24 protein-coding genes and 1 riboswitch are annotated in these 22,306 nt (G+C 38.9%); of the genes, 2 read left to right on the forward strand and 22 right to left on the reverse strand.

Features of this window, described 5'->3' with window-relative positions; translation table 11 throughout:
• Positions 1-46 precede the first annotated feature (46 nt).
• Complete coding sequence (locus KVT11_RS06315) at positions 47-1,261, forward strand: DUF418 domain-containing protein (RefSeq protein ID WP_116306172.1); 1,215 nt, start codon at positions 47-49, stop codon at positions 1,259-1,261.
• Positions 1,262-1,384: 123 nt separating this feature from the next.
• Here the strand turns inward: KVT11_RS06315 and KVT11_RS06320 are convergent, their stop codons facing one another.
• Both KVT11_RS06320 and KVT11_RS06325 read right to left on the reverse strand, forming a co-directional pair.
• Positions 1,385-3,391, reverse strand: coding sequence for a DUF6270 domain-containing protein (locus KVT11_RS06320; protein WP_116306174.1), 2,007 nt, complete (start codon positions 3,389-3,391; stop codon positions 1,385-1,387).
• Positions 3,392-3,574: 183 nt separating this feature from the next.
• Positions 3,575-4,507: a helix-turn-helix transcriptional regulator gene (locus KVT11_RS06325; protein ID WP_116306176.1), complete on the reverse strand. Its 933-nt coding sequence runs from the start codon at positions 4,505-4,507 to the stop codon at positions 3,575-3,577.
• 83 nt (positions 4,508-4,590) lie between these two features.
• Here KVT11_RS06325 and KVT11_RS06330 point away from each other — a divergent pair, with 83 nt between their 5' ends.
• A complete protein-coding gene (locus tag KVT11_RS06330) occupies positions 4,591-5,235 on the forward strand; it encodes an FMN-dependent NADH-azoreductase (RefSeq protein WP_116306178.1) in 645 nt (214 codons plus the stop codon).
• A gap of 77 nt (positions 5,236-5,312) precedes the next feature.
• Here KVT11_RS06330 and KVT11_RS06335 read toward each other — a convergent pair whose 3' ends face one another.
• The 20 genes from KVT11_RS06335 to KVT11_RS06430 form a co-directional block, all read right to left on the reverse strand.
• Positions 5,313-7,169 carry an alpha/beta fold hydrolase gene (locus KVT11_RS06335; RefSeq protein ID WP_116306180.1) on the reverse strand — a complete coding sequence of 619 codons (1,857 nt, stop codon included), beginning with the start codon at positions 7,167-7,169 and terminating at the stop codon, positions 5,313-5,315.
• Positions 7,170-7,227: 58 nt separating this feature from the next.
• On the reverse strand, positions 7,228-7,794 hold the full coding sequence (locus tag KVT11_RS06340) for a TetR/AcrR family transcriptional regulator (protein ID WP_116306182.1): 567 nt from the start codon (positions 7,792-7,794) through the stop codon (positions 7,228-7,230).
• 146 nt (positions 7,795-7,940) lie between these two features.
• Positions 7,941-8,543: a DUF3885 domain-containing protein gene (locus KVT11_RS06345; RefSeq protein ID WP_046526625.1), complete on the reverse strand. Its 603-nt coding sequence runs from the start codon at positions 8,541-8,543 to the stop codon at positions 7,941-7,943.
• A gap of 406 nt (positions 8,544-8,949) precedes the next feature.
• Positions 8,950-10,347 carry a Fe-S cluster assembly protein SufB gene (sufB, locus tag KVT11_RS06350; RefSeq protein WP_007500362.1) on the reverse strand — a complete coding sequence of 466 codons (1,398 nt, stop codon included), beginning with the start codon at positions 10,345-10,347 and terminating at the stop codon, positions 8,950-8,952.
• A 17-nt stretch (positions 10,348-10,364) separates the two neighbouring features.
• Positions 10,365-10,811 (reverse strand): Fe-S cluster assembly sulfur transfer protein SufU, encoded by a 447-nt coding sequence (sufU, locus tag KVT11_RS06355; RefSeq protein WP_008347017.1) that lies wholly within the window; start codon positions 10,809-10,811, stop codon positions 10,365-10,367.
• Positions 10,801-12,021 carry a cysteine desulfurase gene (locus tag KVT11_RS06360; protein ID WP_007500359.1) on the reverse strand — a complete coding sequence of 407 codons (1,221 nt, stop codon included), beginning with the start codon at positions 12,019-12,021 and terminating at the stop codon, positions 10,801-10,803. Before KVT11_RS06360 ends, sufU begins: the two co-directional genes overlap by 11 nt.
• Positions 12,021-13,334: a Fe-S cluster assembly protein SufD gene (gene sufD, locus KVT11_RS06365; protein WP_017359290.1), complete on the reverse strand. Its 1,314-nt coding sequence runs from the start codon at positions 13,332-13,334 to the stop codon at positions 12,021-12,023. Before sufD ends, KVT11_RS06360 begins: the two co-directional genes overlap by 1 nt.
• A gap of 18 nt (positions 13,335-13,352) precedes the next feature.
• Positions 13,353-14,138, reverse strand: coding sequence for a Fe-S cluster assembly ATPase SufC (sufC, locus tag KVT11_RS06370; RefSeq protein WP_007500355.1), 786 nt, complete (start codon positions 14,136-14,138; stop codon positions 13,353-13,355).
• 210 nt (positions 14,139-14,348) lie between these two features.
• Positions 14,349-14,486, reverse strand: a complete 138-nt coding sequence (locus KVT11_RS06375) for a YuzK family famiily protein (protein WP_210552480.1) — start codon at positions 14,484-14,486, stop codon at positions 14,349-14,351.
• Positions 14,487-14,701: 215 nt separating this feature from the next.
• The gene (locus KVT11_RS06380) at positions 14,702-15,070 is read right to left on the reverse strand and encodes a carboxymuconolactone decarboxylase family protein (protein WP_003212803.1); all 369 of its coding nucleotides are present in this window, start codon (positions 15,068-15,070) and stop codon (positions 14,702-14,704) included.
• Positions 15,071-15,173: 103 nt separating this feature from the next.
• Positions 15,174-15,995 carry a methionine ABC transporter substrate-binding lipoprotein MetQ gene (gene metQ, locus KVT11_RS06385; protein ID WP_007500351.1) on the reverse strand — a complete coding sequence of 274 codons (822 nt, stop codon included), beginning with the start codon at positions 15,993-15,995 and terminating at the stop codon, positions 15,174-15,176.
• Between the two features lie 14 nt (positions 15,996-16,009).
• Entirely contained in the window at positions 16,010-16,678 is a 669-nt protein-coding gene (locus tag KVT11_RS06390) for a methionine ABC transporter permease (protein WP_025207943.1), read from the reverse strand.
• On the reverse strand, positions 16,671-17,696 hold the full coding sequence (locus tag KVT11_RS06395; RefSeq protein WP_017359288.1) for a methionine ABC transporter ATP-binding protein: 1,026 nt from the start codon (positions 17,694-17,696) through the stop codon (positions 16,671-16,673). The genes KVT11_RS06390 and KVT11_RS06395 overlap by 8 nt, the downstream gene beginning before the upstream one ends.
• Positions 17,697-17,851: 155 nt before the next feature.
• Positions 17,852-17,960: riboswitch (SAM riboswitch) on the reverse strand.
• 102 nt (positions 17,961-18,062) lie between these two features.
• Entirely contained in the window at positions 18,063-18,404 is a 342-nt protein-coding gene (locus KVT11_RS06400; RefSeq protein ID WP_008347033.1) for an SCP2 sterol-binding domain-containing protein, read from the reverse strand.
• Positions 18,405-18,524: 120 nt separating this feature from the next.
• A complete protein-coding gene (locus KVT11_RS06405) occupies positions 18,525-18,827 on the reverse strand; it encodes a thioredoxin family protein (protein ID WP_007500346.1) in 303 nt (100 codons plus the stop codon).
• 11 nt (positions 18,828-18,838) lie between these two features.
• Positions 18,839-19,183 (reverse strand): toprim domain-containing protein, encoded by a 345-nt coding sequence (locus KVT11_RS06410; RefSeq protein ID WP_008347035.1) that lies wholly within the window; start codon positions 19,181-19,183, stop codon positions 18,839-18,841.
• A 131-nt stretch (positions 19,184-19,314) separates the two neighbouring features.
• Complete coding sequence (locus KVT11_RS06415; RefSeq protein WP_008347037.1) at positions 19,315-19,551, reverse strand: YusG family protein; 237 nt, start codon at positions 19,549-19,551, stop codon at positions 19,315-19,317.
• 44 nt (positions 19,552-19,595) lie between these two features.
• Positions 19,596-19,979, reverse strand: a complete 384-nt coding sequence (gene gcvH, locus KVT11_RS06420) for a glycine cleavage system protein GcvH (RefSeq protein WP_008347039.1) — start codon at positions 19,977-19,979, stop codon at positions 19,596-19,598.
• 66 nt (positions 19,980-20,045) lie between these two features.
• Positions 20,046-20,402 carry an arsenate reductase family protein gene (locus KVT11_RS06425; protein WP_008356673.1) on the reverse strand — a complete coding sequence of 119 codons (357 nt, stop codon included), beginning with the start codon at positions 20,400-20,402 and terminating at the stop codon, positions 20,046-20,048.
• A 110-nt stretch (positions 20,403-20,512) separates the two neighbouring features.
• Positions 20,513-22,294 (reverse strand): acyl-CoA dehydrogenase family protein, encoded by a 1,782-nt coding sequence (locus KVT11_RS06430; protein ID WP_017359285.1) that lies wholly within the window; start codon positions 22,292-22,294, stop codon positions 20,513-20,515.
• Positions 22,295-22,306: the final 12 nt, after the last annotated feature.

The following is a 22,306-nucleotide window of genomic DNA, read 5'->3' on the forward strand; positions in this document are numbered from 1 at the left end:
TTGAAGGATCTATCTTTAGATCCAATACATGAAAAGGAGCATTAATATGAATGTAAGCAAGGTAGAACACGGACAACCAATGAGTCTTAAAGAACGGGTGCATTTCTTGGACATCGTACGAGGATTCGCCTTAATGGGGATTATTTTGGTCAACTATTTTTTGATTGTGGATTCGGTCAAGGGATTTGAGATGGAGTCTAATGATGTATTTCACCACATTGTGAATTGGTTTGCCTCGGGGAAATTCATTACGTTATTTTCTTTTCTATTCGGGGTTGGTTTTATGATATTTATGGATCGAGCTACTCAGAAGGTGGATAGTCCGAACAAGCTGTTCGCTCGCAGATTAACCATTCTCTTAGGGATTGGTCTTCTGCATGTCACGTTTGTATGGATTGGTGATATTTTGACCTATTATGCTGTCGCGGGCTTTTTATTGCTTTTCTTTTACAAACGCACAGCCAGAACCATCCTGTACTGGCTGATCACACTCTTTGTGATTCAATTGCTCACGCCTCTTTTCACAATGCTGCTCAATACCATCAGTACAGGATCATCAGGCAAGCCAGACTTTGCCGATTTTGAATTAATCAGCCACAACAGTCTGACTTATTTAGCATCTATTGGTGACCGGTGGGCAGATATGGTGACAATGGCTTCCAGTTCATTTTTCACTGTCTATTCTATGTTCTTCATGTTTTTACTTGGTGTGTATTTTGTGAAAATGGAGTTTTTCAAAAACATGGAGGCGAAAAAAGCAATTTGGAATCGCATTTGGATCATTTGTACAATCGCTTTTCTCATCACCCAAGGCAGTACGATCATTACGGCGGTCAATCCTTTTGAAAATACACTCTGGGTTAACATGGCCACTGCCCTTGAACAAAACGGAGGATTAACTGGCAGTATGTTCTATATGAGTACACTCGCAATGCTATTTCTACACGTTCCTCAGCTGCGAGGTGCTTTGATGGTCTTTACAAAAGTCGGACGGATGTCACTAACCTGTTATTTGCTTCACTCGATCATTGGAACCTTGCTATTTCTAAAGTATGGAGCGGGTCTTGTCGATCATCTTCAGCCGGCTGGTACGTTCTTCATGGCTATTGGCGTGTATGTCTTCCTTGTGCTTTTCAGTACGTTTTGGTTAAAGCGGTTTAAGTATGGACCGATGGAATATATTTGGCGGCAGCTGACGTATGGAAAGGTAAAACAAATTTCTAAAGCATTTACAGTACATTCATCCTCAATTAAAAAATAGTCTCGCAAATAATAAAAAACCGATCATCCCTTTGAGAAAATCGGTTTTTTTGCTTTCATAGTTGTCATTTTCTAATATGTCTAGTTTAACACTGCGAATGATTAGAAAAGATATTACTTTCCATTATTGATTACTTTTATCCATTAAGACTATCTCATTTAATTTCGACAAAAACTCTTTGTAATATCCACTTTCATAATGTGCATAACTTTTGCCAAATGGATGATTATAATGACCAATAAAAGACGTATCACGCATATCAATTGTTTTTATTTCTGGTATCAAATTTATTAAGCAATGATCCATTCTATCCCATAATATATTGTTCCTCTTTATAATATCTTGATTAGGGAAATCATTAATTTTATTGTTTGAATCTAAATATTTTGATGTTAACCGTCCTCTATTTAAAATTATTTTATCTGCCGGCATTATTTCAAGAAGTCTTTGAACAAATACTTTAAGTTTTTCTTTCCATAAATCTAAATACATTTCATTATTGGTATGAGATATGACAGGCTTATTTTTAATTTGTTTAAAGTATTTTGTTCGAGGAAGTAAGTAATTTAATGTGATATTTGCATTTCCCTTAATTTGAATGACTTCTCTACAAGCATCAACATAAAAATCTATTATTAAATAGTCTGCATTACTTTCTAATAAGTTTTCAAAAAAATCTTTTTGAAAATCTGATCTAATATAACTAATGTCTGAAGGTTTTAATCCACAATCAAGAAATTCAGTTTCATCAAACACTACTGGATCAGATACTATACTCATAATATTTGAATGGAACTGAGTATAAGAACATTTGTATAGTTTTTTGTAGTATGGATTGAAAAAATCTGATGTATTAAAAGCATTTCGACTATAACAAGTACCTAATATTGCAATGTTTGTTAGATTATCTCGAGGTCCTCTATCAACATTTACCCAAACTGAATAAGAATGTGAACCATTTACAAATAAAGTAACTTTTTTATTAGTCGACATTATTTTCTGCTTGCTATTAGACGATAAAGGTATATCATAACAAAACTCACCATCTTGTCTACATCTGATAAACAAATCCCATATATCCTTGTCTTTAAAATTGGGAATCAATTCAGCAAGAGAAACTTTGATATCAAAAGTTAAATTATCATCCGTTGATATTTCATTTTCAAATTCATTGAAATATTCAAAGTTATCAGCTACTTTCCCACGGAGTTTACTAACTAAGCTGTACCTCTTTTCACCTCCAATTTTCGGTAAATCCCCTTTGAAATAAAAAACATCTTCATTTTCTGAAACAGAAGAAACCAAGGAAGCAAACTCTTTCTGTTTAATTTGTAACGTAATTATATTTTGTTGAAGAGTTTGTAAGGCTTTTATAGAATAAAACAAATCATGAAAATCTATTCTTATAGAAGTGAGCTGTTCGAAATTTGCTGCCACATAAATTTTATTTTTGGAACTTTCGACTTTCACAAATATATCCCATGATGTTTGGTTGGTTATACTATGAAAGAATTCTTTAAAATCGCCTTCAATTTGATACTTATTATCTATATAAAAAAGTTTTGTGGAGACCTCTTGTGTATATTCTGTCAAAGAATTATGATCTCTTTTACGCAAGCATAAGTATGTTTGGAACTGTTGGATATCTATTTCCTTTGATTCCAGTTCCACTATTCCTTTTACCCCATCTTTTTGAATTTCTAAAAGATGAATATTACTTTTAATCTCTACAGTCCTTATAAATAACGCCAGCGTTTTAGCGCCTTTTGTTATAAATGGTACTACTTTATACAAATCTCTTTCAAAAATATGATATTCAAAATTAGAATAAACCTCAGAAAAATTCACCCCAACTTTTTCATTTCCATTTACGTAAAAACAGTCCCAAATGATTTCTTTATCATGAAAGGTAGAGATATCTAATATTTCATTTACGTTCATTTTAAAGATTGCAATTCCATTATTTATAGAACTATGAAAGTACACTCCACCATACAAATTCAAATTACTACTACTTTGTCTTTTCTGCCACAGCAATGTCATGTTATTATTTGATGTATCACATTTAACTTTCATTTCCATATCGCCAGTTTGTTTGTCAAAAATATACGATATTATATTTGCATGCATAATGAAATTACCCCTCATATCGGTTATTATTTGGTCCAAAACTGATTTAAAACCAGTCTTTTAAGCATATGTAATCTTTCCTAACTAGTTTTATTTTACATGATAAAGAATAATTTAACATTAACTTTTATTAAAGAAAAAAGGCGAACTTTAGCAGTTCGCCTTTTCTGTAGAAGTTCAACTTTAATATTGATCCATCATTTCTTGCAATTGAGTCAAATAACTCTCTTTTAATTCATCGGGGTATTCAATTTTCACATGTTTCCCAAATGAGATCAAATAGTGAGTCATATACGATAATTCTTCTTGGTTGTACCCACCCACTATATAAGGTATATCATCAATGGTCTCCAATCTCATATTCGGATAATGATTCTTCAAAAACTTCTCTTTCCCTTGTTCCGTTAATCGACATTTAAAAGAGATATCATGATAGGTTTTTTCATATTCGAGCTGCAGTGCTTTTAATTCTTCCTTCGTAAAAGTGTCTTTCGTTTCTTCTTCGATCATCAAGTCCGTCATACAATCACATCTGTAGATGCCCCACTTTTTATTCTGAACATCATATGCTTCGGTAAACCAAATCCCATTTCGATAAAACAACTCAAGAAATTGTAGCCTGATCCTTTTATGTTCATATTGAGTGTATGTCATCTTCACGATTTGATCTTCCATCATTGCCTGCAATATCAAATCCAAATGATGTTGTTCACTCACTGGTGCGACATGATAGTAATGAATCACATCCAAAATCTCCGTGATCCGATGTTTTCTCTCATCAGACATTGTAGCAAACAGTTTTTGGCGAATCTGTGAGTAAGACTTTTTAAATGGTGTTGCTGACAACAGATCTAAGGCTTTAAGAGCGAAAAAAATGGCTTGAACTTCATCTATTTGAAAATAGATCGGAACCAATGGAGATTGATTCACGAGCCGATATCCTCCATGTCTGCCATTTTCAACATAAAAAGCTAAGCCCATGGACTCTAGCTCTTCCATATCTCTTAAAGCCGTACGTTTAGAAATGCCAAATTCAGTTTCTAAATCTTTTAATTGAAATGAATATTTATCACTTAAGAAAATAAGCTCTTGGTTTAAGCGTTCTGATTTTTTCATTTGATTTTCCTTCTGAAAAAGGTGACATGCTTTGTCACCTTTATATTTTATACTCAGTTTATCAAAAGAAAAGGAGCATGTATATGCAAACACTAATCATTAACGCACACCCAGATTTCACTCATCGAGAAAGTTATTCAAACAAACTGCAAACACTATTTTTAAAGCAGTTTAAAGAAAGATTTCCTCATGAGGAACCAACCATTTTACATTTATATGGAACTGAAATTCCTCGTATCGAAATAGACCAGCTGCTAGGAATTTGGGATAAGCAAGCATCTGAACAATCATTAACAGCTGCCGAAGAAAAAATCGCCGCTGCTTCATCTGCTCTATTGACTCAATTCAAAGCACATCATCGAATTGTAATTGTATCACCTGTTCATAATTTCAATGTGACGTCACGAATGAAAGATTATATAGATAATATCTTTATTGCGAGAGAAACGTTTAAATATACAGAAGATGGTTCAGTTGGTCTGATGACTGACGATTATCGTGTACTTTTGCTTCAAGCAAGTGGCTCAATTTTCACAAATCACGATCGATACACACCTCTGGAATTTTCACATTACTACCTAAAAGAAATATTCCAAAACTTGATGGGCTTTCAACAATTTCATATTGTCCGAGCACAAGGAACAGCGATTTTAGAGCAAGATGTGATCTTACAATCTGCATCTGATGATATGACGAAAACCTTAGATGCGTTTTATGCACCTCGTTAACCTCTATATTTTCAAGACCCAGAACGAAAAATTTTGCTCACTTGTCATCAATCTTATTTTTCGTTTTGGTGTGACTCCTATCTACTAGTACAAATATTATTGATGACCAATGCTGCCGTTTCACTCGGGTGGCTAAGAGGGAAATGGTGGCCATACGGAACAAAATCAACCTTCCCAAGATGCGATGGCGCAGAATAGCCTCTGTCATACTCCCCCCAAATCATGTGAAGATGATCCTTTGTGACTTCTTTAAAGTCACCTTGATCGGTTTTCCGTAATAAATGGTTAAGCTGAACCGTCGTATTTAAAATTCTAGGAGAAGTAAAGCTGTTTCTGATTTTTTCAATATAATGTTCAGGGATGCTTTCCATGCTTTCAAACAAACCATTTCTTAATACATAACGCTCTATCATTTTAGGAGTTGCTAATTTTAATGACCATTTGTTCATCCATTGTGGAACATTTAGCGATTTAGCATTTTTTTTAGCGACAGGCGGCTGAAGTAAAGTGATGGAATACTCCTTATCTATGTACCCTTGTCCCAATGCTTCCAGTAAGATAAACGCACCGAATGAATGACCGATTAGATGTGCACCATTCGTCGCTTTCTCTATTACTTTTTTCACTACATTTAAATAGATATCTAGAAGATGTTTCGCTCGTTTAAATGGAGAACGCCCCAAACCAGGAAGGTCCAAGATCCATACAGGCTGACTCGTTTTTTCATGAAGCTCTTTTGCTAAAGGAAATAAATCTTCTCCATCACTCAATAAACCATGTAATAAAATAAACGGCTTCCCCTCTCCTTGTAATTGGTAAAGGGTCGTGTTATCGCATAATGTTCGTTTAAATAAATGATGCTGCTCACCATGTTGATCCATCATTCGATAATCTAGATCAGCTACTACAGCAGGGAAAAATGTCATGACACTCGTCTTCTTAAACCAATCTTCTCCCATTATTTTTTTCACTGAAACATTTGAAAACGTTCGTTTTGTCATAAAATTCAATCCGTCAGAAGGAATGTTTGTGAGTTTACTTACACCACTATTCATGATAGCTTTCATCAGCGGCATTGGGACAGAGATGCTAGGTGCCTTCATATTCATACTTTCTGACATCATACTTAATAGTCCAGCAACGTTCTGATCGTGCTCTTTGTCTTCAACAAGTGTATATGTTTGAATAACCGGCTGCTCCAACTTGAAAACCTGTACAATACACTTCGCAAACTCATCGTTTGAAATAAGTGGTAACCGATAGTCCTTACCTCCAGGAATCACCGGCATGAGCCCTCTTCGCATACTCTTTACAAGCAAACCTAATCCTGCAATTTGCTCTGTACTCCCTGTTTGACTACTTCCAACGACAGTTGGCGGATTAATGATAGAAAGCGGATAACCTACCGCTGATGCCTGTTGACGAATATAAAGATCTGCTAAAAACTTTGTTTTTTCATAAGGATTTTTTATTTTCAAGTAATCGTTCCCTTCTTCAAACACGTCGATGGCAATCTTGCTATTTTGATCATCAAAGGGGCTCATATAACCGACAACATGAATAAATTGCTGCAAGCCCTTCAATTGATGAATACTTTTAGCTAATTCACCAATATATTTGGCGCCATTTAAAAAGACGGAAGCTGCCTCTTTACTTGTCGCTTGAATATCCATAGGGCCTCCTGCGTGAATGATCACATCCGTTTTCAATACCCTCTCCTGATCTTCAGCACTTAGACCCAAATCGACTTTCGTCAAATCACCTTCAACAAAGTGCATCACTGACTCATTTAAAATACCTCTTTCTTGAAAAATGCGTGTTGCTTTACTTTTTGACCTTACTAAAAGAAGAATGTTCACATCCTCTTTCGCTAATTCTTCGACTAATTGCTTTCCGATAAACCCTGTTCCACCCGTTAAAAATACTGTTTTCATGTGAAATCTCCTTTTTAGTACTATTCAGTACTAATTTGATGTAAAAAAAATGCTTCTTTTATCGAAGCAAGTTAAATAAATGATCTGCTGTTTTTGTGATGACAGTGGCATCCTTCAATGTTTCTGAAATAAATAACGCTCCTTCAAGATTTGTCATAAAAAGTGATGCCACTTCATCAATATGAATCGTCTTTCTGAATTCTCCATTCTCTACCCCTTGTTTCAGTAATAGAGAAGCTTTCTTTTGTAATCCTGTAAAAAAAAGACCTATTTTTTCTTTTATTTGTGTGGCCTGTGCAGGACTTTGAATATAAAGAGTAATAAATGGACAGCCGCCCTTATACTCTCTCGCCTGAACTCCTTGTGATAATTGCTTTAAAAACAGTTGAATACGATCTTCAACTGAAAATTGGGTCTGAGACAGTACGTCATCCATTGCAGCTTGATACATATCAATCCAATAATCAACGACCCCTTCTAATAATTCTTCCTTATTAGAAAAGTGATAGTACACATTAGACTTTGACACTTTGCTTACACGAACTAATTCATCCATACTTGTATAAGCAAACCCTTTTTCCAAAAATAATGTTGCAGCCACTTCAAGTACACGTTTTTGATTCATTAATTTTATTTTTGTCATGATTAGAACTATACAGTACTAAATTATATGTTGCAAGTATTTATGATCATTTAGAAAAGAGTTTGATGAAAAAGTTTTCTCAATGCGGTCAAACGCAAATGAGGAAATTAACAATAAGAGAGTTTCTTTTAATTATAATCTTCTCCTACCAGTAAAGTACTATACTTTGCTTTAAATTTTTCATACTTTCTCTCATCCTTAAATAATAAGAATGCCCCTCTGTCATCATAAATATGATAAATAAAATCTTTATTTATAAAGAAAATTTCAGGATAACTACTATATTTGTCATTGAACCTCGGAGCCATACTTTTAAAATCTTGATTACATATTGCCTTGATTATTTTCTTGTACTCTATATGCTGTTTTTTTGTTTCTAAAGAATATTGAATGACTTTTCCATTCTCATCTTTAGAATTTTTGACATTGAGTCTATATTTATTAATTTTTTTTGAATACTTACTATATACTCCTATCGGCCTCTGTAATGAATGCTCGCTTCGAACAATTGTGACGACGAACAATAAATCGTTCTCCCCAAAAAGTTCATCAAATATACTTATTGCAACATTATAAACCTTATTAAAATATTGAGGATTTAAATGGCCTTGATCATTAAACTGATACATGTCTTTTTCGAGTTGAATATGAAGGCTTAGAGGTAACTCGTTAAAGGAATCATTAATTAAATCAATATTGAATTCACTTTGTAAATAATCTAGGTGAACCATATCTCATTCTCCATTCATTCTTTTATGTACAATTCTTATTTTATTCATACTCGACCACTTTTATTTAGTGTAGCTATACGCTCTCCGGATTTATTCATTAATTTGTAGTAACTTCCTCCATGAGAATTCCCTTTCCCAAAATCTCTTAAAATGGACCAACCAGATGTAGGATTTTTCCACTTTTGTCTACCTTTAACCTTCTTAGTGAAAAGAGGAATCTTAACTCCAGTATCATTCAATAAAGATTTTTTACATTTTTTTATACATAGTCAACTTAGATGTAACCAATGAAATAGAAAAAGACGAACTTAAAAAGTTCGTCTCATACACTAAAAGGTCATCTTGATCGGCACAAATTCGGCACGCTTCATCAACCTCTTATATCAATCATTTTCAACCCTCTGTATTAACCAATAGAACCTTCCATTTCAAACTTAATCAAACGGTTCATTTCAACGGCGTATTCCATTGGCAGTTCTTTTGTGAATGGCTCGATGAAGCCCATGACGATCATTTCTGTTGCTTCTTCTTCAGAAATTCCGCGGCTCATCAAGTAGAATAGCTGCTCTTCTGATACTTTTGATACCTTCGCTTCGTGCTCTAATGAAATGTTGTCGTTTAAGATTTCATTGTAAGGGATCGTATCAGATGTTGATTTGTTATCCATGATGAGTGTGTCACACTCGATGTTTGAGCGTGCACCCTCTGCTTTGCGTCCGAAGTGAACGATTCCGCGGTATGTGACTTTACCGCCTTGTTTGGAAATCGATTTCGATACGATCGTTGAAGATGTGTTTGGTGCAAGGTGAATCATTTTTGCACCTGCATCTTGGTGCTGACCTTTACCTGCTAGGGCAATACTTAATGTCATACCACGAGCGCCTTCACCTTTTAGGATAACCGCTGGGTATTTCATTGTCAGCTTAGAACCGATGTTTCCATCAATCCATTCCATTGTTGCATTCTCTTCACATACTGTACGTTTTGTCACAAGGTTGAAGACGTTGTTTGCCCAGTTTTGAATCGTTGTATAACGGCAGTAGCCGCCTTTTTTCACGATAATTTCAACAACCGCACTATGAAGTGAGTTTGTTGTGTAAACTGGAGCTGTACAACCTTCTACGTAATGTACATGTGCGCCTTCATCAACGATGATCAGTGTACGTTCGAACTGACCCATGTTCTCAGAGTTGATTCGGAAGTATGCTTGAAGTGGTGTATCTACTTTTACGCCTTTTGGTACGTAGATGAATGAACCACCAGACCATACAGCCGAGTTAAGCGCAGCAAATTTGTTGTCAGTCGGAGGAATGACTTTTGCCCAGTGCTCACGGAAGATGTCTTCGTTCTCTTTTAATGCACTGTCTGTATCTTTAAACACAATGCCTAGATCTTCAAGATCTTGCTTCATGTTGTGATACACAACTTCAGATTCATACTGAGCAGATACACCTGCTAAGTACTTTTGCTCTGCTTCAGGGATTCCAAGCTTATCAAAGGTCTGTTTGATTTCTTCTGGTACTTCATCCCAAGAACGCTCAGAGCGTTCTGATGGTTTTACGTAGTACGTAATTTCATCAAAGTTTAATGCATTTAAATCTCCGCCCCATTGTGGCATCGGCATGTTGTAAAAGTGCTCAAGAGATTTCAAACGGAAGTCGAGCATCCACTGAGGCTCTTCTTTCATACGAGAAATTTCTTCAACGATCTCTTTTGTCAGTCCGCGCTCTGAACGGAAAATGGAAACGTCTTTATCAGAAAAGCCGTATTTATATTCACCAACATCTGGCATTTTTTTAGCCATCCATTTTCACTCCAATCTTATGATTTGCCGTTATCTTCGGCAGATGCGCCTTTTTCAAGCGCCTTCCAGGATAATGTTGCACATTTGATGCGCGCTGGGAATTTTGCGACTCCCTGCAGCGCCTCAATGTCACCAAGATCAATGGAATCGTCGTATTCTTTTCCTAGCATCATATCGGAGAAAATCTGAGACATTTTCAAAGCTGTTTCAATATCTTTCCCTTTAATCGCCTGCGTCATCATAGAGGCAGATGCCATCGAAATCGAGCATCCTTCTCCTTCAAATTTCGCATCGATGACTTTTTCGTCTTCGATTTTCATCGTGAGACGAATGCGGTCACCACACGTAGGGTTGTTCATATCGACGACAATGCTGTCGTTTAACACACCTTTGTTTCTCGGATTTTTATAATGATCCATAATCACTTGTCTGTACAGTGTGTCTAAGTTTACATTAAAAGACATTCGTAAAATACTCCTTTGTCTTACGGAGCGCTGCCATGAGCTCGTCAATCTCCTCTTCTGTATTGTACAGATAGAAGCTTGCTCTTGCAGTCGCTGATACACCAAGCCATTTCATGAGCGGCTGTGCACAGTGATGTCCAGCACGAATGGCGACACCTTCCGTATCTAGAACAGTTGAGGCATCATGAGGATGGACGTCGTCTAAGTTAAACGTCACAAGTCCAGCTCGGTGCTGCGGTCCGTAAACCGTGGCACCTTCAAGCTCCTTAAAGCGCTCAAGTGCGTAAGTCGCAAGCTGATGCTCGTAACGGCTGACTTCCTCCATACCGATGTCATTTAAGAAATCAATCGCTTTTCCGAGTCCAACTGCTCCTGCAATAATCGGTGTTCCCGCTTCAAATTTCCACGGCAGCTCTTTCCATGTAGAATCATATAGATCCACAAAGTCGATCATTTCACCGCCAAACTCAGCAGGCTCCATATTATTCAAAAGGTCCTTCTTCCCGTAAAGAACACCAATGCCAGTCGGTCCACACATTTTATGCCCAGAGAAGGCGAAAAAGTCGCAATCCAAGTCCTGAACATCAATTTGCATGTGCGGGGTGCTCTGGGCACCATCGACGACGATAATTGCACCGTGATCGTGAGCAATCTTTGCGATGTCTTTAATTGGGTTGATGGTTCCTAATACGTTTGAGACATGTGTGACAGCAACGATTTTCGTTTGATGTGTGATGGTTTGCTTCACATCTTCAAGCGACAGCGTGCCGTCTTCCTGTAACGGAATATATTTCAATGTGGCGCCAGTTGCTTTTGCTGCCTGCTGCCAAGGGATGATATTCGCATGATGTTCCATATGCGTAATGACGATCTCATCGCCTTCTTTAAGGTTTGCTCTAGCATAGCTGATTGCCACTGTGTTCAGTGCTGTTGTTGTACCTCTAGTAAAAATAATCTCCTGGACAGAAGAAGCGCCAATGAATGCTCGAACTTTTTCTCTTGCACCCTCGTATGCGTCCGTTGCTTTTGTGCCAAGGGTATGAACACCCCGGTGGACGTTCGAGTTGTAAGACCGGTAATACTCATTCATTGCATCAATGACAACTCGTGGTTTTTGAGATGTCGCTGCACTGTCCAAATACACCAAATCATGTCCGTTCACTTGCTGATGAAGGATTGGAAACTGCTCACGAACGTCTTTGATATTCATTATTTTACTTTCCTTTCAATCACAGAAACGAGCTGCTTTTTAACTCCTTCAATCGGCAGTTCTTTGACGACTGGATTTAAGAAGCCATAAATGACAAGTCTTTCTGCATCTTCTTTGGAAATCCCACGGCTCATGAGGTAATAGAGTTGAATTGGATCAACACGCCCAACAGACGCAGCGTGTCCTGCTGTTACATCATCTTCATCGATTAAAAGAATTGGGTTAGCGTCACCGCGTGCTTTCTCACTCAGCATGAGAACACGAGATTCTTGCTCTGCATTTGACTTCGTTGCGCCATGCTCGATTTTACCAATTCCGTTAAAGATAGAGGATGCTTGATCCTTCATGACACCATGCTTCAAGATATACCCTTCAGAGTTTTTACCGAAGTGGATGATGCTTGTTGTGAAGTTTTCCGTTTGATTCCCGCGGCCAACAACAACTGATTTCGTATCTCCGAATGTACCGTCGCCCATAAGCTTTGTGATGTTTTCAGACACAACGTCTCCATCATTCATCAGACCAAGCGCCCATTCGATTTTACTGTCACGACCATTTGCCATACCACGTCTATTCACATAGACTGTCACACCTTCTGCAAGGTTATCCACTGCACCGTAAGTGACGCGGGCATTTGCACCTGTGAAGACTTCAGACACGATATTGAAGATCGCTTCTTCTGGTGTTGCCGTACTGATGTAGTTTTCGACATATGTCACAGCACTATGATCGTCTGCTACAACGATGACATGGTTGAACAACGTTGTTTCGTCATTTTCATGAAGATAAACGGCTTGAATTGGTGCTTCAAGCTCTACGTTTTTCGGTACATAGAGGAAAGCTCCGCCATTCACTAAAGCAGCATGTAGAGCTGTTAGTTTGTGCTCATCCACTTTCACTGCATCAGTCATGAAATATTTCTTCACTAGGTCTCCATGTTCGCGAATCGCAGTATGGATATCAGTGAAGATCACGCCTTTGTCTTTTGCTTCATTAGAAAGAGACAAGTATGCTGGCGTTTGATCACGCTGAATATAGACTGTCTTATCTGTGTCCTCTAAATCAATAAGAGATTTCACTTCTTCAGGAAGCTCTTCTAAAGATCCAAATGGCGCACTTTCAACTGTATGCTGTTTGAAATTGGTTAAATTCCATTTTGAAATATTCGTTTTGTCAGGCTTTGGCATTGGAAGGTCTTCTGCTTTTTCAAGAGCCTGTAAGCGAAGGGAACTCATCCATGCCGGTTCCTGATGCTTCTCGGAGAAGCTTTTGACATAATCTTGATCTACTGATAATTTCGTTTCTAATGTCATCAATAATCCTCCTAACGCTTACGCTTCTTGACCAACAGTTTCGTCTTCAATTCCTAACTCTTTTTTAATCCAGTCATAACCTTCTGCTTCTAGACGCTGCGCGAGTTCTGGTCCGCCAGATTTCACAATACGTCCTTGCATCATAACATGAACGTGATCTGGTGTGATGTAGTTCAATAGGCGCTGATAGTGAGTGATCATTAAGCAGCCGAAGCTTTCGCCTCGCATTTTATTAATCCCTTTAGAAACAACTTTCAGTGCATCGATATCAAGACCAGAGTCGATTTCGTCAAGGATGGCGATTTTTGGTTCAATCATCATTAATTGAAGAATTTCGTTACGTTTTTTCTCCCCGCCTGAGAAACCTTCGTTTAGGTAGCGCTGTGCCATATCTGGGTCCATTTCAAGGAATTCCATGTTTTCGTCCATTTTGCGGATGAATTTCATGAGAGAGATTTCATCGCCTTCTTCTCTGCGTGCGTTAATAGCCGAACGAAGGAAGTCTGCATTTGTTACACCACTAATTTCAGATGGATATTGCATTGCAAGGAAAAGACCCGCTTGAGCGCGCTCATCTACTTCCATTTCAAGAACATCTTCGCCATCAAGCAAAATGCTGCCTTTTGTCACTTCATACTTAGGGTGGCCCATGATTGCAGCAGATAAAGTAGATTTACCTGTACCGTTTGGTCCCATTACTGCGTGGAATTCTCCACCTTTTATTTCTAGGTTTACACCTTTTAAGATTTCTTTCCCTTCAATCTCAACGTGCAAGTCCTTAATTGTTAATGTCGAAGCAGTCATATATCGATACCTCCAAAATAATCATTATTCTCAATTTATTCTCATTCTAATTTTATAACAAATTAAAAGTGAATACAACACATTCACGACAAGCGTGAGAGGATGCTCTCAAAATTCTAACAAAAAATACAGGTAGATAAAAGGATTTATGTCGAAAAGACTGTTTTCATAAAGAAAGGACGGGAAACTATTCTCCCCGCCCCTTAGCTATCAATAGCCTCGTATATTCATTTTTGCGAGCTGTCTTTTCTCATCTCGATAGGACTTCTCTCGTTTAAGTTCTACTTTCATTCGTAAGTCATGGTCTCTTTCGTACTCTGCATAACTCATGCCATGAGATTGATGCATGGCCTTTTCCATCTCGGCGGTATAATCCAATCCCAGTGTACTCTGGTCCGAACAAATAATAAACCATTCCCTTCTTTGAGTGTAGCTTCATTGTATCAAAGGCATGCTGCTTCACTCAAAAGGGATATAACACGCTATGCTGGCATATTTTCTCACACAACCGGCTGAGAACGACTCAACTCCCTGATTTGGAAAAATACCATCTTATCCTTCCCTTAATGCGTCTGTCCTCCAAATTCATCAATACATTGCTGAACAACTGTGATGCCTTGACTTAGCGCAGCACCGCCGCCAAACGCTGCCGCCACACTGACGACCTCCAGCAAATTCTCTTCTGTTGCGCCTTGGTCGAGCGCTCCCTTTGTATGATAGATCATGCAATATTCATCTTGTGCATGAATGCTGATGCCAAGGGCAATCATTTGTTTTTCTTTTTGTGTTAAGGAATCGCTCTGAAAGCACTGCTCCGTAAATTCATTAAATTTCTTGCCAAACACCGGCATTTTCTTCTGAAATTCACCCATTGCCGTTTTATAATCCGTCAGTGATTGTTGCATCGATCCGCTCATATGTTGTTCATTCATCTTCATTCCATCCCTTCAAGTCATTTGTTCGTTTTTATTATGAGCGAGATTTGAAAAAATACACAAAAAAACCTCGCTTTCATGAAGCGAGGTTTACAAGTTGTTATTCAGATACAGGCAATACTGCACCATCATACTTTTTGTCGATGAATTCTTTGATTTTATCAGAGTGAAGAACTTCCATTAATACCTTGATCTTCTCTGATTTTTCGTCACCTTTGCGAACAGCGACGATGTTTGCATACGGGTTGTTTTTCGTTTGCTCAAGTTCGATTGAATCTTTTTTCGGATTCAATTTATTTTGGATCGCATAGTTAACGTTGATAAATACAGCGTCGCCTTCACTGTTTTCATAAGCTTTCGCTGTTAGTTCAGGAGCGATTTTTTTGAATTTTAGGTTCTTCGGGTTTTCTTTGATGTTTTTGACTGTTGCGTTGATTGTATCTACTTTTGGATCAAGCTTGATCACACCAGCATTTTGTAATAGGGCAAGCATACGTCCTTGCTCAGCTACGTTGTTTGTCATGATGATCGTGCCGCCGTTTGGAATATCTTTTACTGATTTGTATTTCTTAGAGTAGATACCGAAAGGCTCAAGGTGAACGGCACCAGCACTCACTAAGTTGTAATCTTTGTTTGATTTATTTTCTTCGTTCAAGTAAGGGATATGTTGGAAAAAGTTCGCATCCACTTCTTTTTCAGCTAATGCTTTGTTGTACATTTTATAATCGCTCAGTACTTTCACTTTTAGATCGTAGCCTTTTTCTTTTAGAAGTGGTTTTGCTTCTTCAAGAATCTCGGCATGTGGTGTTTTTGAAGCGGCAACCGTGATGGTTTTGTTATCGCTTGCGTTATTTGATGAACCGCAAGCAGCTAAAATGCCTGCAAATGCTAGAAATAGTGCACTTAAAATCAATTTCTTCATGAATAATTCCTCCCTTAACGTTTATCAATTTTATTTGTAATCAAATCACCGATTATTTGAATGATAAAGACGATGATCAGAATAAACACAGTGGCTACAAGTGTGACATCTGTATTACCAGATTGGTATCCTTCTACATAAGCAAGGTCACCAAGTCCGCCTGCTCCAATTGCTCCTGCAATCGCAGTAGAGCCAATCAGAGCAATCGCTGTTACAGTAATTCCTGAAATAAGGGCTGGCAGTGATTCTGGAAGCAATACTTTGAAAATAATGGTCGACGTTTTTGCTCCCATAGATCGTGCTGCTTCAATGACTCCTTTGTCTACTTCACGCAGTGCAATTTCGACAAGACGTGCGTAGAAAGGGGCTGAGCCAATGACAAGGGCTGGTAATGCTGCATTTGGACCTAATATCGTGCCCATAATTAGTTTAGTAAATCCTAATAATAGAATGATTAATATGATAAAGGGAATCGATCTGAAAATGTTGACTACTGCGCCGATGACAGCATTAATTGGTTTGTTTTCCCACAAACCGCCTTTACTTGTCAAAAAGAGCAACAGCCCAAGGATGATGCCGATAGCAAAAGCAAACGCTAATGCAATGAGTGTCATATACACCGTTTCACCCGTCGCGTTCCAAATAACCTCTAGATCAACGTTCGGAAACCATTTCTCAAACATGTGTCATCACCTCGATTTCAACCTGTTTGCTTTGGATATAGGCGATGGCTTTTTCAACTTCGTTCTCGTCTCCATTAATATGGATAAAGAGTGTTCCAAACGCGCCTTCCTGCGTTTGAGAAATCTTTCCTTGCAGGATGTTCACATCGACCTTGAAGGATCGAATGATTTCCGTGATCAACGGCTGTTCGGCAGAATCTCCAATAAAGGACAACCTGACGACCTGACCTTCTTTTACTCTCTCTAGGACGTGCTCGATCGTTTCTTTTGCTTCTTCTGGTTCAGCAAGCTGTTTCACGAATCGCTTCGTCATTTCTTCTTTCGGCTGTCTGAAGACACGTAATACTTCGCCTTCTTCGACAATACGGCCATTCTCCATCACTGCCACACGATGACAAATTTTGCGAATGACGTGCATTTCATGTGTGATCAATACAATGGTGAGTCCTAGTCGTTTATTAATATCGGCTAAAAGCTCAAGGATGGAATCCGTTGTTTGTGGATCAAGCGCAGAAGTGGCTTCGTCACATAGCAGAACTTTTGGGTCATTCGCTAATGCTCTCGCAATCCCTACACGCTGCTTTTGCCCGCCGCTGAGCTGAGAAGGATATGCATTTTCTTTTCCTTCTAAACCGACCAATTTAATCAGTTCGTTTGCACGAGCTCTCCGTTTTGACGTTGGTACACCTGCGATCTCGAGCGGGAACATAATATTTTGTCTCACTGTTCTTGACCAGAGCAAGTTAAAGTGTTGGAAAATCATGCTGATTTCTTGTCTTGCTTTCCGAAGTTTCGCATTCGATACTTCATTGATCCGGTTGCCTGCCACTTCAACGATTCCTTCTGTTGGCAACTCCAGACCGTTTAATAGGCGAATCAAGGAGCTTTTCCCAGCGCCGCTATACCCGATAATTCCGAATATTTCACCTTTATCGATATCCAAGTTGACGTCTTTCACGGCATCAACATTTCCGCTTTTTGAAAGATACGTTTTTGATACATTCTGTAAATGGATCACAGTCTGTTCACCTGCTTTCTTGCTGAATCTATAGGTTGCCATCACATACGTTCAATTATTCTTCCGACTGTTATGACTCTAGCCTGACGCAAGGTCAGTAAAAAAGACCTAACTGCAACGCAAGCAGAAAGGCCTTTTATATCAAATACGCCTTTCTCTCATCTTTCAAAGCGTTGCGGCTTTGAGTGAATTGGCACCAATTTCAGCTATGCTGACGGTTGCCGGGTTTCATAGGGCACGTCCCTCCACCTCTCTTAATAAGAGAAAATATGTTGTTTTATGTGATGTTCATGTTTTTACTAACGTAGAATATCATGCTATCTGAGATATGTCAACGCTGTAAATCGCTAATTTCCAAGTAAACGACTACGTTATCATTTTTCGAAAAAAACCGTTCGTCAGCCAAAGTACCGCTTCTAGTCTTAGAAGAGCTCGAAATGAGCCTTTCACTTTCACTTGTCCTCTGCTGATCAGCTGCTGTAAGGACATGTCTCCATCTAATAATTGCAAAATCTCTTTTCGCTCACCATAAAAGATGAGATCCGATAACTCAATTGCAGGTAGTTTCTTCACTTCACCACGTTCATCCACAATCAATGTACAAGAGTCCGTTTCCGCCTCAAATGTAATCTTCAAGGATGATGATGAGAGCAACGGCTTTAACAATAATCGCTGCCCTGCACTTCCATGGGCTTTCACATTTTCCACATGTATAACCTCCCTGTCATTTGGTTATACATAACATTTCTCTACAAACATCGGCTTGTCCTTTATAAATAGCTCGACAAATTTTCAAATGAATTGCTTGAAATATGACAAAAAACCGCTTTATTTAGCGGTTTCAATCATTTCGTGAAGATATGGAACGGAGTGAAAGGCATAGCCTTTTTGCACGATTTCACCCTTTTTAAACAGGAGAAAGCAAGGGACACTTTCGATCTCAAATGCTTTTGCAAAACTTGGCGAGTAATTTAAGTTATTTTCATAAAAAGGAACTTCCGGCTGCATGGCATCAACCACTGCCAGCATCTTCTTTGCCAGCTGGCATGTTCCGCAAAATGGTGTATATAAGTACAAAAGAAATAAATCGTCCTCTATCTCCTTGAATTCATGCTCTTCAATCTCTTTCATATACGTCACCCTTATAAATATTTCGAATGAACATCAATGTTTGCAGCTAATAGAATAGATGCAATGTGGGCTGACGGTGAAGCGGCCACTTCGCGGTACGTTCTGTCGACAAAAAGATGCAGTGCTTCAGGGAATTCTTTTCGGAATTGCTTCCGCAGTTTGTCGCCAGCATCGTCACTGTCTGCTAATATGTAAACGTCTTTCCCGAATAAATCGTCCACAAGCTGATCCAGCTTCGATGTACTGATCGTGCCATTGGTGCAAATGATGGTAACAGGTTCACTTATGACTTCTTTTAGCTTCTGTTTATCTGATTTACCTTCTACAATGATGACCTTTTCTATCTCGACATTCATCACGATCACCTGGCCCTTTTGACGTTGATTCACTTCTTCCTTAGATTACAATCTTTCATTCGGGTTGTAAAGATTGGGCACTTGATCAACAAAAAGGCTGTAGCATTCACTCACTACAGCCTTATCTGTGATTAGCACCAGCCATTTTCATCGTCACAGTCTACATATTTTTCAGTCCCATGGGTCAACGTATCTGACAGACGATAAAAACGGTTTTGATCATAGGAATAACCTGATTTTAATTCATATTGATTTTCACTAATCATCGTGCCAATCTCTTCGTTTTGATGGTAAAGCACCATGCCGCTCTCTTTGAATCGTCCAGTGACATGCTCTGTTATATCCACCTGTTCTTTTTGAAAAGACAAATTGGACACCCCCCATAAAGGTAGAGTGTCCAATTTCACATGAATTAGTCTTCTTTTGTCATTTCTTCATATTGCTCAGCTGTCATTAAGTTCTCGATTTCAGACGCATCCGCTGGCTCTACTACGATCATCCAAGCTTTTTCGTATGGAGAGTCGTTGACGAACTCTGGACTGTCATCAAGCTCATCGTTCACTTCAACGATTGTGCCGTTAATCGGTGCGTATAGTTCAGAAACTGTTTTGACTGATTCTACACTTCCGAAAGGCTCGTCCGCTGTGATTTTGTCTCCTACTTCAGGAAGCTCAACGAACACGATATCCCCTAGCTCAGATTGAGCAAAATGCGTAATACCGATACGCACCTTATCTCCTTCTACTTTGACCCATTCATGTTCTTCTGAATAACGTAAATCTTTTGGTGTGCTCATTTCATACCCCTCCAGTCTTTTCTTACAATCTATATTGAAGATACCACAATCTGAATGAAAGTTACATCATTTCCAGACGCTTTTAAATGTATCTTCATTAAATCCAACTGTCACTCGTTTGCCGTCTGTTGTAATTGGACGCTTGATTAGCATTCCGTTAGACGCAAGTAATTCAAGCTGCTCGTCCTCTGACATTGCAGGAAGTTTATCTTTCAGCTGCAGCTCTCTGTATTTCTGACCGCTCGTATTAAAGAATTTCTTCAGCTCTAAACCGCTTTTTTCGTAAAGGGCTTTTAATGTTTCTTTATCAGGCGTCTCTTCGACGATATGTATGCTGTTGATGTCTTTATTGTGTTCTTCCAGCCATTTCTTTGCTTTTCGGCATGTACCGCAAGATGGGTATTCGTAAAAATCTAAAGCCACCATTTTCACCTCCTGCAAATAGTGACAACATTTTATCACAAAACATATGAAAAACCTAAATGTATGCTTACAAAAAGGTGCGGCATGATATCCGCACCTTTTCAGCCGTCTTATACGATATATTTCTCTGCTTCAAAGATTCGTTTCGCCACCTCACGCTTTTTCGCAATGACATTCATTGGCGTGAATCTTGTCAGCTTGCGAAGGGCTGACAGACTCATACGGAGTGAATCTCCTTCTTCCATGGCAATCAATGATTCTTTCGCATGAGCTTCAATTTTTAAAAAGGCTTCCTGCGTGAAAATTTGTGTATACGCAAGCTTTTGTGCATTTTTTTCTGTGCCTGATGCTGCGATTGCTTTTTCCGTACGCAAGACCGCCGACTCAGCAGCAAAGAGTTCATTGACGATATCTGCTATATTCACAAGGATTTCTTGCTCTTTGTCTAATGCTTTCCCATATTTCATGGCGGCCATACCTGCCACCATCAAGGCGATCTTTTTCGCATGGGCAAGTAAGTATTTCTCTTGATCAAGCGGCTGATCACCCGGCTCTTCCGGCATCATCATCATTAGCTCTTCCTGTAGGGTTTGCGCTTTTTGAAGAAGCGGAAGCTCTCCTTTCATCGCTTTCTTCAAGAAGGTGCCTGGCACAAGCAATCGGTTAATTTCGTTCGTTCCTTCAAAAATACGGTTAATTCGTGAGTCGCGATAGGCTCTTTCGACTTCGTATTCTTGCATGAAACCATATCCGCCGTGAATCTGCACACCTTCATCCACAATATAATCGAGCGTTTCAGAGCCAAGCACTTTACAAAGAGAGCATTCAATCGCATATTCTGCAATGGATTGCGCAATTTGTTTCCCATCCTTTTGCTCCTCGTCACTTAACAGACCCATTCTTTGTTCAAATAACCCGACTGTGCGGTATACAGCACTTTCCATGGCATAAAGCTTTGCCGACATGTTGGCTGCTTTTTCGCCAATTAAGCTAAATTGAGAAATTGGTGTTTTAAACTGCTTGCGCTGATTGGCATACTCTGCCGATAATTGAATGACTCGTTTTGATGCTCCGATTGTCCCTACAGCCAGCTTATAGCGTCCAATGTTCAAAATGTTAAAGGCAATGACATGACCTCTGCCTGCTTCACCAAGCAAATTCTCCTTTGGCACTTCGGCATCTTCAAGGATTAACGTTCTCGTCGATGACCCTTTAATGCCCATCTTTTTCTCTTCAGGTCCTGTTTTGACTCCAGGAAAATCCTTTTCTACGATGAAAGCAGAGAAGTGTTCACCATCAATCTTCGCATACACGACAAACACATCGGCAAATGCGGAGTTTGTGATCCATTGTTTTTCCCCATTGAGGACATAATGTGTTCCAGCTTCATTCAGGACTGCCGTTGTTTTCGCACCTAGCGCATCAGAACCTGACCCTGGCTCTGTTAGGGCATAGGCCGCAATTGTTTCTCCAGAGGCGAGTCCTGGCAGGTACTTTTCCTTTTGCGCTTGATTGCCGAACAGCACGATCGGCAAAGAACCGATCCCAACATGGGCGCCGTAAGAAAGAGAGAAGCTGCCTGCTCTTGCAAATTTTTCAGTAATGATGGCTGAGCTGATTTTATCTAGCCCAAGCCCGCCAAATTCCTCAGGAACATCAGCACCAAGCAGGCCAAGCTCTCCAGCCTTTTTCAAGAGACGAACAGAATGCTCGAATTCATGATTTTCAATTTGATCGATGTGCGGAACGACATCTTGTAAAATGTAATCTTCTGTTGTTTTCCCGATCATTTGATGTTCATCAGAGAAATCCTCTGGTGTAAAGATATGCTCATAATTCGTCTCATCAATTAAGAAACTGCCACCCTTTTTTACTTCTTCCATTGCTTTCATCCTGTTTTCCCC

Source organism: Bacillus sp. GbtcB10, assembly GCF_019091365.1.
Classification (GTDB): Bacteria; Bacillota; Bacilli; order Bacillales; family Bacillaceae; genus Bacillus; species Bacillus altitudinis.